Below are 14,414 nucleotides of genomic sequence, written 5' to 3' on the forward strand. Positions count from 1 at the left end.
CATTGTTAGGGTTTTATCTCATTTTTATGAAGTTTGAACGTGGTATCGGTTTCTTTGCACTAATCTTTTCCATTTTGGTCATTGGTGCTTTTATTGCTCTTAGTATCTATCTGATTCGTTTAGATAATATTATCCGTGAAAAATTTGAAGGCCAGCGGTGGGATATTCCTGCCAAAGTCTTTGCACGACCTTTAGAAATTTATAATAACGCGCCTATTTCTCAAGCAAATTTCACTCAAGAATTAAAGCTATTGGGTTACAAAACTTCAAGTAATTATGACAAGTCTGGAAGCTATGTTGCTCAAGGTAGCAATATGTATATCCACACACGTGGTTTTGATTACGGTGACAGTGTTGAACCTGAACAAGTACTAGAGTTAAGTTTTGCAAATGATCAAGTTGTTGAAGTTCGAAGTACTAAACCTTCTTCAACCGGCGTTGCACGCTTGGAACCGTTACTCATTGGAGGAATTTATCCTCAACACAATGAAGATCGTGTACTCATTAAACTGAATAATGTCCCTAAACCACTCATTGAAGCTTTAATTTCCACAGAAGACCGTAATTTCTATCACCATCATGGCGTTTCGATCCGTGGTACTGCCCGTGCATTAGTGAGTAATGTTACAGGCGGAAAGCGTCAAGGTGGTTCAACCCTGACTCAACAATTAGTTAAAAACTTCTACCTTACACCTGAACGCACGTTAAAACGTAAAGTGAATGAAGCTTTAATGGCTTTACTCATTGAGCTGCATTACAGCAAAGATGAAATTTTAGAAGCGTATTTAAATGAAGTGAATCTGGGCCAAAATGGAAGCTACTCAATTAATGGCTATGGTTTGGCTTCTCAATTTTATTTTGGTTTACCGTTACGTGAGCTGAATGTTGCACAACAAGCTTATTTAGTAGGTTTGGTTCAAGGCCCTTCTTTATATAATCCTTGGAAAAACCCTGAAGGTGCAAAAAAACGCCGTGATACCGTGTTAAATAACATGCGTGTGATGGGCTATTTAACTCAAGCCGAATACGAAGACGAAATTGCACGTCCTTTAAATGTATTGAGTAAACCAAGTTTAGGCCCTGCAAAATTCCCAGACTTTTTAGATATTGTGCGTCGTCAATTGCGTACAGAATATCAAGAAAGTGATTTAACTAATCAGGGCTTACGTATTTTTACGACTTTAGACCCAATTACTCAAACTCAGGTTCAAAACGCATTTAAAGCTTCAGTAGACCGTTTAGCTAATAGTAATCCAGCTCGTTTGAAAAACTTACAAGGCGCTGTACTCATTGCACATCCTGAAAATGGCGAGTTAGTTGCGGCAGTGGGCTCTACACAAGACTTTACTGGTTTTAACCGTGCGTTAGATGCAAAACGTCAGGTCGGTTCTTTATTAAAACCTGTGATTTATTTAAGTGCTATTGAATCTGGACGTTATAACTGGGCAAGTCAAATTGAAGATGCACCGATTAGTGTTCCTGTAGACGGCGGTAAAAGCTGGACACCTAAAAACTATAGTGGTGGCGGACATGGTGTAGTCAGCTTGAGCGAAGCATTAGCAAACTCATATAACCTATCTGCTGTACGTTTAGGTCAAGAATTTGGTCTATCGACATTTACTAATAATTTAAGAAAGTTTGGTGTTGAATCAACCATTCCTGCCTACCCTTCTATTTTCCTGGGGGCAGTCAATATGTCACCAATGGAAGTGCTCGGAATCTATGAAAACTTCGCTACAGGCGGTTTTAAATATCCAACTCGTGCAATTCGATCTGTCGTAGATGCCAATGGTCGTCTGCTTGACCGTTACGGGCTTAATGTTCAACAAACGATTGATCCGGCTGTTGGCTATATCATGAATTATGGTTTACAACAGGTGATGTCTTCGGGTACTGGTCGTGCAGCCTATAGCAGCTTATCTCCAGCTTTAAAATTGGCGGGTAAATCAGGTACGACTAACGATACACGTGACTCATGGTTTGCGGGTTACTCAGGTAATCATGTGGCTGTCGTGTGGTTAGGTTTAGATGATAATAAAGTAACAGGTTTAACAGGTTCATCTGGTGCATTGCCAGTATGGATTAATGTGATGAAACAGTTACGCCAGACCCCTGTGAATCTACGTCAACCAGACACTGTACAGTGGCAGTGGATTGATCGTGCATCAGGTGATTTATCTGCTCAGGCTTGTGATGGTGCTATGTATATTCCTATGCTAACGCATACGGTTCCGCACCGTGCTACGCCATGTGGAGCACCTTATTATCAAGTTGATCCAACATATACGCCACAAAGTGATAACACAATTCCTGACTCTCAGGATGATAATACCGACAGTTATATTCGTGAAAGTGAAAATCAGATGGAACAAGATCTGTCAAACAACTCACGTGTAATTTCAAGTGGTAGTTATAACAACTAAGCGTTAACAGGAAATTAGGATATGTTAAAGAAAGGTGTTTTTTATATTGGTGCTGTGCTTATGGTCGGCTGTACAACTTTGCCTGATCATTCTGACTCCAAAGATAAAACACCTACTCCGCCAGTGAAGAAAAATACGGAAACTCCATCGGGTGTAAAAATTACACCTTATGAGCATCCGGAAATTCAACGCAAAAATTTACAGGTCATTGTTCCGCAGCAAAAAAAGCTGCAACGCTTTAATGATGATGGAAGTCAATTACCTGCATTTAAAGTCTTAATGCAAAAAACGCAACAGGCTTACAAAAACCAGCAATGGTCACAAGCTGAAAGCTATGCACTTCAAGCGCAGCGTTTAGCACCACAAGCGGCGGAGACCTATTTATTTCTTGCCCTTACAGCAAATCATAAACAGCAATATTCTAATGCTGAATCTTTGGCAAGACGTGGTTTGAGTTTTGCCCAAAGTCAAGCAATGAAAAAGCAGCTTTGGTTAGTCATTTTAAAAGTCGGACAACAACACAATAATCAAAAAACTGTTCAAGAAGCGCAACAAGCATTAAAAGCTCTTTAGCTTTTAATGCTTGTGTTTATTTTCTTTTTAAAAATTACGAATACCTGCCAAGCCATATGCACCATGCTGCTGTGCAGTGGCTAAATCATCAGGATGCACGCCTCCTAATGCAAAGACTGGAACTTGGCTATTTTGGGCTAAATCTGCAAAACGCTCCCAACCTAATGCTACGGCTTCTGGATGAGTCGTTGTTGGTTGTACAGGACTAATAAAAACAGCGTCACAGCCAATCTGCTCAGCCTGCTTTAAAGAAACAGCATCATGACAAGCGGCAATATGGCGTAGGCCCACGGTTAAATCGCCCTTATGCAAATTCATGAGCTGAGATTGTTTTAAATGAACGGTCTTAATCTGTTTTTTTAATTCAGGGTTCAATTGCTGCCAGATATCGATATTAATAATTAAATTTGATAACTGATTTTCATCTAAAGTAGTTAATTGCTCTAAATATCTCTGATCAGAACCATCTTCTTCTATACGCCAATACAATAAAGCCTCACTGCTCTCTACGGGTGTGAGCGTATTGCTAATTTTAATGAGATGAGGCCAATAGAGTCGTTTTATGATGTCTTTATTCGCATTTGGAAAGTTTAAGTGAAGTAGCTGTTCACGTGTGTACCATACCCATGGTTGATGAATAAGATTTAATAACTCATCAGGCACATAACTATGGAATAAATGTAAATTGACAATAATGTCATCATATTCATGGTGAATATAATCAAACTGGTGCCAATCTTTTAAACCGATACCGACTTCTTCATAGATTTCACGGCGGCAGGCTTCTTCGGGTGTTTCCCCCTGTTCAACCTTTCCTCCCGGAAACTCATGCTTTCCACCTTGATGCTGCTGCTCTTCGCGCCATCCTACTAATATTTTTCCGCGATGGATCAAGATTGCTATAGCGACATCGACGATAGGTTTGGGCATTTTTTTACTCTCTAAAACTTTTCTCAAGTGTAAGCAAATTTTATCATTTTATAAAATCTTAAAAATCTCATTGACAGATCTATTCGATAATGATTATCATTTAAATCGTTCAAGAACATACCACGGAGCACAACAAATGAACGCACCTTTTAGCTTATTTACTCGTAACAATGAAACAGCTCATGCCTTACCAATGTTACATTCTAATAACCTCTTTGCATTAGGCCGTGAAATCCGCATTATGCATGCTGGCGAGGAATATCGTTTACGCCTCACTCGCAACAATCGTCTAATTTTAACTAAATAAAAAATACACTCGCGTTTCAATAATATTCGTGGGAAAACAAAAAATGGATAGCATGGGTAACCATGCTATTTTTTATAAAGGAAGATTAACTTCTACCCTCAAACCGCCCTGTTCAGCATGCATGAAACGCAACTCGCCATTATGTAATTCAATAATTTTTCGTGTAATCGAAATTCCCAACCCTGAACCTTGCTGCTGAGTACCCAATACTCGAAAAAAACGCTGCCCTAAACGTTGCAATACCTCATCATCTACACCAGTTCCTGTATCTTCTATAGAAACCTTAATGTGTTGTTCATCCTGACTCATCTCAACATGAATAGAGCCTAGTGTCGGGCTATAACGAATGGCGTTATCAAATAAATTTCTAAAAGCAATAAACAGTAACTCTTCATTCGCATATGTTTTAGTTTCTGTCGATAAAGTATTTGTCTTTATCAACATTTGTTTAGCTTGCGCATCTAAATTTACAGTTTCAATGACTCTGGCCAATAAGTAATTCAAATCGATAGTTGTTTTAGGAAGTTCTGGTTGCTCTACTTCATTGGGTTCCAAGCGAGCCAGAAGGAGTAAATTTTCAAGTACTTTTGTACTTCTTGAAACGTCTTCTTGTATGCGCTCAAAGTCTTGATGAAGTTCTGGAACATCTTGATATTTACGTTGTAAAACCTGAAGACGCATTTGTATGGCAGACAATGGAGATCGTAGCTCATGAGAAGCATCTGCGGTAAAACGCTGTTCTGCCACTAATGCCCTTTGCAACCTTGCGAGTAATTGGTTTAGAGCATCAATCACAGGTTGAATTTCTGTAATGACATCTGGGTCTTGAATGGGTTCTAAATTTGATGCTGTTTTTTGGGCAATACGTTTAGAAAGTAAATTTAGCGCAGCCAATTGTTGCTCAGTACGCCAACTGACAATGACCCATTGTAGCAGCCAGAACAACACCATAAGTCCACTATACCCAGCAAGTGCCTTAAGTACTTCTTCAATACGGGTACTCATTGGCTGAAAGACTTCAACGTGAAGTTGAGAGTCTTCTTGTTGTGCAGCCAGACTACGCCATAATTGACCATCAAACCAAAAATATGAAAAGCCTTCTGATAAGTTTCCTTGTTCAAAAAGCTCGTGCTGATAGCTATGAGAATGTGTAAGTAATTGACCAGAGCTTAATAATTCATATTGAATATCAAATTCATCACTGAGCTGATCAAACTGTTTCATAGAGTGTTTAGAAAGATCAGAAACCAGCAAAGTATCTGAAATTTCATCCATGATTTCGTCTTGCACTGACATGTTGTGATAAACAGAAAATATGGTGAGTAAGCTTAAAGCCAACAAGCCCACCACGACACTACTCCACATCGTGGTTTTAACCAGTTGCGACTGCAAAGATGAGCGATTTGATTTCATTTTAAATCTCCCATACGGTAGCCTAACCCCCGTATGGTTTTAATGCAGCTACTCCCGATTTTTTTTCGAAGCTGATAAATAAATACTTCTATCGCATTACTTTCAATTTCCTCACCCCATGCATAAAGCGCTTCTTCTAATTGATCACGGGTAATAATATGTTCAGGATGAACCATCAACTTACGTAATATTTGGAATTCTTTTGCCGTTAAATCGATAGTCTTACCAGCGCTTAATACAACTTTCGCTTGTGTGTCGAGTTGCAGATCGCCCCATGTTAAAACCGATTGCTGACTCAAAGTTTGTTTGCGTAATTGAGCACGGATTCGGGCAGATAACTCTTCTAGACTAAAAGGTTTAACCAAGTAATCATTCGCACCTAAATCTAATCCTTCTACCCGGTCATGAATGCTGTCACGTGCAGTAATAAAAATAACAGGAACATTTTTTTGTTTATAACGGATCGTTGTTAGAACTTTTTCACCCGCTAATTGCGGCAGTCCCCGATCAAGTAAAATACAGTCATAGTCATGCTGCTCAATTGCCGTAAGTGCATAATCACCTCTTTCCACCCAATCAACCTGATAACCATCTAACTCTAACCATGATTGAATACTTTCAGCTTGAGAGCGATCATCTTCTGCAAGCAAAATTCTCATCTATATTTCCTGTTCTATGCTAATTTGATCTTGCCAAGCCTTTATAAAAAAAGCAAAGCCGCATCATTTAAATGCGGCTAAAAATAGTAGATTCAGAGATCAATAAATTAGAACTGAACTTGATCTACCTCAATTTCTACACGTTTTAAAGGCTTATAGTCGATATCTACTTCACCAATTAGAGTGACATTTGTATTTGCTGAAATAGGACGCCCCTGCCAAAGCTCATCATCTACATCAACTGTAATGCTACCTGTCTTGTCACGAAATTGATATTTTTCATCACCTAAAGATTTTACAACCTGCCCATGTAATTTGACTGGTGTATTATCTTTTGCCGTTAATGCATGCTTAACAGTTGTTAGCGTTGCTGGAGCAATTGCTGCCTGGTTCACAGGTGTATTCGCTACAGCCACACCAGCCGCTGTTAGACCTGTAGTCATTAGTATTGCTTTAAGTATTTTCATAAGATCACCTTTTTAATCACATCTTGGAATAGTGTAAGTACAACAGACATAGATGAGGTGAATCTTAAGAAAAAGTTAATTTAATGGCACGACCCGCAATACCTCTTCTAAAGTTGTAAGGCCATCAATCACTTTACGAGCGCCTGCAATTCTTAAGGGTTCTATACCTTCTTTTTTAGTTTGCGTTCTCAAATCATTTAAGGTCATATGGCTACTAATAAGATGCTTAAGCTCAAGACTGACTGGCATAAATTCATAAATACCAACTCGCCCTTTATAGCCTGTATGACGACATTGTTCACACCCAACTGCCTGATAAACTTTTTCTGGCATGTCCATAATGTAGTCAAATGTGAGATGTTGCCATTCATCCTCATTAATATGAGTTTGTTGCTTGCAGTGCGGACAAAGCTGTCGTACCAAACGCTGTGCGAGAACACCCAAAATGGTGGCTGCTGTTAAAAATGGCTGCACACCTAAATCATGTAAACGAGTCAAGCTAGACGGCGCATCATTGGTGTGTAAAGTTGATACCACCAAATGACCGGTTAATGCTGCCTGAATGGCCATATTTGCTGTATCTTGATCGCGAATCTCTCCAATCATAATAATATCTGGGTCTTGTCGCATAAGTGCACGAACACCATCTGCAAATCCTAATTCAATTGCATTATTAACCTGCATTTGGTTAAAACTAGGTTCTAACATTTCAATTGGATCTTCAATGGTGCATACATTGACCTGATCTGTTGCGAGCTGCTTTAAAGAAGAATATAGCGTTGTAGTTTTACCTGAACCTGTAGGACCAGTAACCAAAATAATCCCATGGCTATTTTTTGTTAATTGTTGCCACTGTTGTAATAAACTCTCTTCAAAACCAAGTTGATGAAAAGAACGTACCAACACATCTGGATCAAAAATCCGCATAACCAGTTTTTCACCAAAAGCAGTTGGCAAGGTTGATAAACGGAGTTCAGTTTCTTGCCCTTTAGGTGTCCGAGTTTTTAATCGACCATCTTGCGGTTTACGTTTTTCCGCTACATTTAAACGCCCTAAAATTTTAATTCGCGAAATCACGGCGGTCAGTGTATTTGATGGCATGTTATAAATGGTGTGCAATACACCATCAATACGAAACCTGACTTTGCCATTGTCTTTACGCGGTTCCATGTGAATGTCACTGGCACTCTGCTCGAATGCAAACTGTAAAATCCAGTCGACTAATTTCACAATATGCTGATCATTCGCATCTGGGTTTTGACTATCACCAAGCTGCAAAAGAGCTTCAACATTTTTAGCGTCACGTTCATGAGCTGCATCTTTTTGAGCTGAGTTTACTGCACGACTGACCTGATAATATTCGCGCAAATAGCGTTGCAACTGTTCAGGGTTAAGTAATACTCGTTCAATTTTTTTAGGCGCTAGACTCCGCTCTAAATTATTTAACCAATCTGTTTGAAAAGGCTGGTCTGTACCAATCATGATTCGGTCAGCATGAATTTCAACAGCTAAAATATGATTGCGAATAGCAAATTCTTGTGACATGACCTGCGTTAAAGCACTCACATCTGCCTTTAAAGGATCAATCACAAATAAAGGGAGCTGAACCCGATCTGCAAACCATAAACACAAGCGGTTTAAACTTAAATGAGCGTGTGTGTGCTGCTGATCTTTTAAATTAAAATGTGCAATCCACTGTAATGGATGCCACTTTAGCTGGTCTTTTTGGCGGTGGCTCGACTGTACCAGTAATTTATCTCGTTCCGTAATCCGGCCTTCTTGTAATAATTGTTCTAGACACCAATATGTATCTATTTCTACATGTGCATTCATGCGTTATCCCCAATATATTTTTATAATATAGCAGAGATGTTTTTGATTTATCTCACCAAAAAAATATTAGCCCTCCTTTTTAAATATTCTTTAACTTCAAATAATTAAACAAATTCTCAACTTAATATTTTTTTGCGTCATAGTTCATGTTTATGAAAATATTTTTTAGGTTACCTTGTCTAAAAAAGACACTATGCTCACTATAATAAAAAGCATAAACTGAACGTGAATATATGATTTTAAAGTGTCTCAATCCTATATAACAATAAACCAAAGAGGAAGTAATATGGAACTTCCAATGACAATGTCATTACAAACAACATCATTTGAAGACTTCATTACTGTGATTGCTGCGGCGCTCGGTTGTGGCTTATTAATTGGTTTAGAACGTGAACGAAGCAAGTTCAAACATGAATACAAAACTTTTGCCGGATTTCGTTCTTTTGCAATTAGTTCCCTACTCGGTGCAATCTGCTTTTTATTCGGAACTGAAATTGGAATTGTAGGTGCCCTTCTCATTGGGGCAATTAGTATTGTATCTCTTAAAAATCAGCCCAATGACCCCGGTGTGACCACCGAACTCGCCTTTATTATGACTTACTTCATTGGGGCACTTTGCATTTGGAATATCTCTTTGGCTGCGGGCCTCGCCGTCATCATGACCATTATTTTATTGGCTAAACAATCTATGCATGGCATTGCCAGTCAGTGGATTACCGAATCAGAATTGCGTGATGGTATTTTCCTACTCGCCTTACTTTTAATAGCGCTGCCTTTAGTTCCCAATAAACCTTTCTGGGGGCCAGTTTTAAATCCACATGTCATTTTAAAATTACTGACTTTAATTTTATTTGTACAAGCACTCGCCCATATTGCGAAGCGGTTACTCTCATCTAAAAACGCTTTATTACTCTCTTCTTTAGCTTCGGGATTTGTTTCTAGTACAGCAACTATTGCCAGTTTAGGCTTGGAAGTACGTTCTGGCAGAGCCAATGCCATTACAAATGCAGGCGCTGCATTAATGTCGTGTGTTTCCACACTGATTCAAACTTTAATTATTGTGATTGGGATTAGCTTTGCTTGGTTTAAGCTGATTATATTTCCTACCCTTATTGCAGTGGCAGTTTTAGCAATCTGGGCTTTCATTTTATTACGTAAAGCAGAGCCCAGTACAACTTCGCCCGAACTCGACTCCAGAATGTTCAGCTTAAAAGAAGCCATTATTATTGCAGGCACACTTACCCTCATTCAGGCAGGTGTTTATGGCTTAAGTATATCTTTAGGTGATGCAGGATTAATCGCGGGGACCTTACTTGCTTCTTTATTTGAAATCCATGCAGCTATTGCAGCGGTCATTGTGCAAGGTGAACCCGATAGCGCACATATGACGCCTTTATTAATTGCCTTTTTGGGAGGTTTTGCAGTTCATGCGCTTGCCAAAAGTGTGAACTCTGCAATTTCGGGCGGGCTACGCTATGCTCTTGCTTTTATTCCCGCCCAACTCATTCATATGGCTATATTTATTAGTTTACTTTGGCTCAACATCCATTGGTTTTAAAGATTTCTATTGTGCCACTGTAGATGCCTTCACTACATCAACCACAGTAACGACAAATTGATCAACTTTAAAATGAATATCAAAGTCTGAAAATTTCATTTTATAGAGTCTTTCTGGGTCTTCTTGATAGGCTGGTCGAGGGTCTAAAGCTAAAACTTGCTCAAGCTCATCAATGTACTGTGAATTTATTTCATTATTTTGCAGAAAATATTTTTGCGCTGTTAACGCAGCTTCTGACCAAATGACTGACTTACGTTCTGGTTCTGCATGAGCATAACCACTCTGTGCATCGGCAATTGCATCAGAATATTGGATATAGGGTTTGATGTCTAAAATTGGAGTGCCATCTAATAAATCACTTCCTGTGACATAGACGCGAACAGACTTACCGACTTTTTCTACTTTATTAAGCTTTACAACTGACAGGCCTAGTGGTGATGGTCGATACATGCTACGTGTAGCAAATACGCCAATTTTTTCATTGCCCCCTAAACGTGGTGGACGAACCTGTGCACGGAACTTCTCTATACTCCCTTGATTTTTATTGTCATGAAACTGCCAGACTAACCAGAGATGACTGAATTGCTCAATTCCCTCAAATGCTAACAAGTCGTTATACGGATCTACCATGTCGATATAAGACTCAATATTGACCAAATTAGGCTGGCGTGGAATACCAAATTTTTCACGATAAGGAGAACACATATGGCCAATTACGGGGAAGGTGACAGAATTGATCATCACTTTTTCTTATAAACACAATTAAATATATTCAGTTTATCGGGAATGAAATTAGATTAGAATAGCAATCTGTTTTCTTTTAATCGTGATCGAGACCTTTAATGGCTGCTTTTAACGTCGAACGCATTACTCATGTTCACCACTGGAATGACACCCTTTTCAGTTTTAAAACTACACGCGACACTAGCTTACGTTTTAAAAATGGTCAGTTCGTAATGATCGGACTTGAAGTGAATGGCAAACCGTTAATGCGTGCGTATTCGATTGCAAGTGCAAACTACGAAGAAGAGTTAGAATTTTTCTCAATTAAAGTACAAGACGGTCCTTTAACTTCGATTTTGCAAAAAGTACAAGTTGGCGATGAAATTTTAATTTCTAAAAAACCGACAGGTACTTTGGTTCATGATGACCTTTTACCGGGTAAAAACTTGTACCTTTTATCTTCTGGTACTGGCCTTGCACCATTCTTATCAATTATTCGTGACCCAGAAACTTACGAACGTTTTGAAAAAGTGATTGTTGTTCATGGTACACGCTATATTTCTGAATTAGCTTACCAAGACCTGATCTTGAACGAATTACCGAACCATGAATTCTTTGAAGAGTTAGGTATTAAAGACAAGCTTGTTTACTACCCAACTGTTACTCGTGAACCTTTCCACACTCAAGGCCGTGTTACCACTGCAATTGAAACTGGCGCTTTATTTGAAAAAATCGGTTTACCACGTTTCAACCGTGAAACTGACCGTGCCATGCTTTGTGGTAGCCCTGCATTCTTAAAAGATGTGGCTGCGTTACTTGACCAACATGGTTTAGTTGAATCACCTCGTATGGGTGAAATGGGCGACTACGTGATTGAACGTGCTTTCGTAGAAAAATAAGATTTTTCTAATTAAAAAAACCGAGGCAAGGTCCTCGGTTTTTTTAATTGTTTTATAAGTTAATCGTACCGTTGATACAAGTAACGGCGGTTCCACCCACTAAGATTTTATCTTGATGTAATTCAAGCTTCAGCTGTCCATCACGACCTAAAGCCTGGCCTTGTGAAGAAAGCACAGCATCATTTTGTGCTGGCAAAATACCATGATAACGAATAAAAGATGCCACACTCCCATTCCCACTACCACAAACTGGATCTTCGTTTACACCACATGCAGGTGCAAATGAACGAACTTCTATACGTTTATGCTCATCATTATTTTCATAAAAACCGAAAACTGTGGCGCCCGTAACTTTCATTTCTAAATCATGTTCTTTTAGAGCAGCAAAGTCTGGTTGGGTCGCTAAAACAGCTTGGGCATTTACCGCTTGTAATACAACCCAACGCGCGCCCACATCAACCAGTGTGGCATTCCATTGAGTATTAATTTCACATTTTAAAATTTCTGCCAATTTCTGAGTATGTTCTGCATCGAGTAGAGTAATTTTAGGCTTAGGGAGTTCAAATGAAATATGACTTGAGCCACTCACGGTAAGCGTTACCAAACCCGCACCACATTGCTGTACCAGTTTACCTTCTTTAGCTGTCACGAAGCCCGCTTCAAGCAAAGCATAGGCAGTACCAATTGTAGGATGTCCTGCAAATGGCAATTCACTTTGCGGAGTAAAAATTCGAACCTGATAGTCTGCTTGCGCATTGGTCGCAGGCAGTACAAACGTGGTTTCAGAAAGATTGGTCCAGTTCGCAATGGCTTGCATCTGCTCAGATGTTAAGGTGCTGGCGTCCATAATGACCGCAACAGGATTTCCTTTAAATGCTTGTGAAGTAAAAACATCAACTTGTTTAAATGCAACAACAGACATAGACCTCTCCTACTGATTTTAATATTAAAAAATATGGCTTTAAATCCTCACCATTTCTTGATCTTACTGATTTATTTTTAATGATCACAGTATCAGTTAATATGAAAAATAATAGACACAGTTGCTAATTTCAAATCATAAATAAACCGACCAATCTAATGTCATCACAATATTTGAGTTAAATAAGAGATCGCTATAAAGTGTAACCATTGCTTTGGTTTTTTAATGAATTGACATGTACAAATATAAAAAAGTGAGTGATGACCTAACCCTGCAAATTCAGAATGGCAGGCAGCCTATTGGTTCACGCTTACCATCAATTCGCGACTGCGCAAATCATTATCAGGTCAGCATTAACACCGTAAAAGAAGCTTATCGTCAGCTTGAAGACCAAGGTTTAATTTCTGTTCGCCCCCAGTCTGGTTACTATGTTTGTCATGCACCTTCAAACTTACTAGAACTCGAAGAACGTTATGTCAGTGAAGAAAAAGTATCACTTTCAGGAATTAGCTGTTTTCTCGCGCAAATTGTTAAAAAACAGATGGACCCCGACTATATCAATTTGGCTTTAGCTTGCCCTGCTGGTGAAAATTTCTATCCGATTGACCGCTTAAAACGCTTAACTGCTCAAGTTTTACGAACACAGCCGGACATTTTTAAAAACTATACTTTACCGCCCGGATCCATACGTTTACGTACTCAAATTGCTAGGCGAGGCTTACAGCTTGGTATGTTTCTTTCAGCAGATGACATTGTGCTGACTCACGGCACGATGGAGGCTTTAAGTCTCGCGATTATGGCAACGACTCAAGCCGGTGACAGCATTGCACTTGAGATCCCTACATTTCATAATCTGTACCCGCTTCTTCATAATTTAGGTCGAAAAATTGTAGAAGTTCCAACTTCACCACATACAGGCATGTGTCTAGATACTCTTGAAGAGCTATTAAAATCAAAAAATGTGCAAGCTATTTTAAGCATTCCAACAGGACATAACCCTCTCGGTTTTAGCATGCCTGAAAGTAACCGTCGTCGCTTGGCAGAGTTAGCTAATCAGTTTCAGGTTCCCGTCATTGAAGATGCAATGTACGCCGAACTGCAACTGAGTGAACCTCTCATTCCAAACATCAAAGCGTTTGACCAGAACGGATGGGTTTTGGTGTGTGGTAGCTATACCAAGACTGTAGCACCTGATTATCGAATTGGTTGGCTAGAAGCTGGACGCTTTCGTAATATTGTGCAGCAGCTTAAATTTACAACCACTGTTGCCGAGCCAGCTTTACTCACAGAAACTTTAGGACTTTTCTTAGAAAATGGTGGTTACGATCTACACTTAAGGCATCTTAAAAAACGCTATCAACAACAAATTGACACCATAAAATCTTATATTTGTCGTTATTTTCCACTCGGTACCCGAGTCAGCCGTCCGCAAGCAGGATTTATTTTGTGGTTAGAGCTCCCCGAATCCATTGATGCATTAGAACTGTTTCATCAGGCAATGGATGAAAAAATCTTATGCATGCCAGGAATTTTATGTTCGGCTGATAAACGCTTTAGCCATTGTTTACGTATTGCAGCTTGTTTTGAGTTAAATCCCAAAATGTTAAATGCTTTGATGCGCTTAGGAGAGCTAGCAAAAAATATGCTGCCCGTACAAAAAGATAGTGGTCAAATCCCTACTAATTCAGTAGGTTGAATCCAAAATGT

13 protein-coding genes are annotated in these 14,414 nt (G+C 39.2%); 6 read left to right on the forward strand and 7 right to left on the reverse strand.

Annotated elements, in window-relative coordinates:
* Window positions 1-26: 26 nt before the first annotated feature.
* Window positions 27-2,423 carry a penicillin-binding protein 1B gene (gene mrcB, locus OD757_RS02795; protein ID WP_263030787.1) on the forward strand — a complete coding sequence of 799 codons (2,397 nt, stop codon included), beginning with the start codon at window positions 27-29 and terminating at the stop codon, window positions 2,421-2,423.
* A 21-nt stretch (window positions 2,424-2,444) separates the two neighbouring features.
* Complete coding sequence (locus OD757_RS02800) at window positions 2,445-2,996, forward strand: tetratricopeptide repeat protein (RefSeq protein WP_263030788.1); 552 nt, start codon at window positions 2,445-2,447, stop codon at window positions 2,994-2,996.
* A 27-nt stretch (window positions 2,997-3,023) separates the two neighbouring features.
* On the opposite strand, the gene OD757_RS02805 is transcribed toward OD757_RS02800, so the two are convergent.
* The gene (locus OD757_RS02805; RefSeq protein ID WP_263030789.1) at window positions 3,024-3,926 is read right to left on the reverse strand and encodes an NUDIX domain-containing protein; all 903 of its coding nucleotides are present in this window, start codon (window positions 3,924-3,926) and stop codon (window positions 3,024-3,026) included.
* 136 nt (window positions 3,927-4,062) lie between these two features.
* On the opposite strand from OD757_RS02805, the gene hemP reads away from it, so the two are divergent.
* The gene (gene hemP, locus OD757_RS02810) at window positions 4,063-4,233 is read left to right on the forward strand and encodes a hemin uptake protein HemP (protein ID WP_004643472.1); all 171 of its coding nucleotides are present in this window, start codon (window positions 4,063-4,065) and stop codon (window positions 4,231-4,233) included.
* A 72-nt stretch (window positions 4,234-4,305) separates the two neighbouring features.
* On the opposite strand, the gene OD757_RS02815 is transcribed toward hemP, so the two are convergent.
* The 4 genes from OD757_RS02815 to OD757_RS02830 form a co-directional block, all read right to left on the reverse strand.
* The gene (locus OD757_RS02815; protein WP_263030790.1) at window positions 4,306-5,646 is read right to left on the reverse strand and encodes a sensor histidine kinase; all 1,341 of its coding nucleotides are present in this window, start codon (window positions 5,644-5,646) and stop codon (window positions 4,306-4,308) included.
* Complete coding sequence (locus OD757_RS02820; protein WP_009389992.1) at window positions 5,643-6,305, reverse strand: response regulator transcription factor; 663 nt, start codon at window positions 6,303-6,305, stop codon at window positions 5,643-5,645. The genes OD757_RS02815 and OD757_RS02820 overlap by 4 nt, the downstream gene beginning before the upstream one ends.
* Window positions 6,306-6,412: 107 nt before the next feature.
* Window positions 6,413-6,772 (reverse strand): NirD/YgiW/YdeI family stress tolerance protein, encoded by a 360-nt coding sequence (locus OD757_RS02825; RefSeq protein WP_263030791.1) that lies wholly within the window; start codon window positions 6,770-6,772, stop codon window positions 6,413-6,415.
* 75 nt (window positions 6,773-6,847) lie between these two features.
* On the reverse strand, window positions 6,848-8,605 hold the full coding sequence (locus tag OD757_RS02830) for a GspE/PulE family protein (RefSeq protein ID WP_263030792.1): 1,758 nt from the start codon (window positions 8,603-8,605) through the stop codon (window positions 6,848-6,850).
* A gap of 286 nt (window positions 8,606-8,891) precedes the next feature.
* Between OD757_RS02830 and OD757_RS02835 the strand changes: the two genes are divergently transcribed.
* Window positions 8,892-10,163, forward strand: coding sequence for an MgtC/SapB family protein (locus tag OD757_RS02835; protein ID WP_263030793.1), 1,272 nt, complete (start codon window positions 8,892-8,894; stop codon window positions 10,161-10,163).
* 6 nt (window positions 10,164-10,169) lie between these two features.
* On the opposite strand, the gene tsaA is transcribed toward OD757_RS02835, so the two are convergent.
* The gene (gene tsaA / locus OD757_RS02840; RefSeq protein WP_263030794.1) at window positions 10,170-10,904 is read right to left on the reverse strand and encodes a tRNA (N6-threonylcarbamoyladenosine(37)-N6)-methyltransferase TrmO; all 735 of its coding nucleotides are present in this window, start codon (window positions 10,902-10,904) and stop codon (window positions 10,170-10,172) included.
* Window positions 10,905-11,005: 101 nt separating this feature from the next.
* Between tsaA and OD757_RS02845 the strand changes: the two genes are divergently transcribed.
* Entirely contained in the window at window positions 11,006-11,785 is a 780-nt protein-coding gene (locus tag OD757_RS02845; protein ID WP_004791202.1) for a ferredoxin--NADP reductase, read from the forward strand.
* Window positions 11,786-11,837: 52 nt separating this feature from the next.
* Here OD757_RS02845 and OD757_RS02850 read toward each other — a convergent pair whose 3' ends face one another.
* Window positions 11,838-12,707 carry a PhzF family phenazine biosynthesis protein gene (locus OD757_RS02850; RefSeq protein ID WP_263030795.1) on the reverse strand — a complete coding sequence of 290 codons (870 nt, stop codon included), beginning with the start codon at window positions 12,705-12,707 and terminating at the stop codon, window positions 11,838-11,840.
* Window positions 12,708-12,936: 229 nt separating this feature from the next.
* Here OD757_RS02850 and OD757_RS02855 point away from each other — a divergent pair, with 229 nt between their 5' ends.
* On the forward strand, window positions 12,937-14,403 hold the full coding sequence (locus OD757_RS02855) for a PLP-dependent aminotransferase family protein (RefSeq protein WP_263031013.1): 1,467 nt from the start codon (window positions 12,937-12,939) through the stop codon (window positions 14,401-14,403).
* Window positions 14,404-14,414: the final 11 nt, after the last annotated feature.

Origin of the sequence: Acinetobacter sp. AYS6 (genome assembly GCF_025630795.1) — a bacterium.
GTDB lineage: Bacteria > Pseudomonadota > Gammaproteobacteria > Pseudomonadales > Moraxellaceae > Acinetobacter.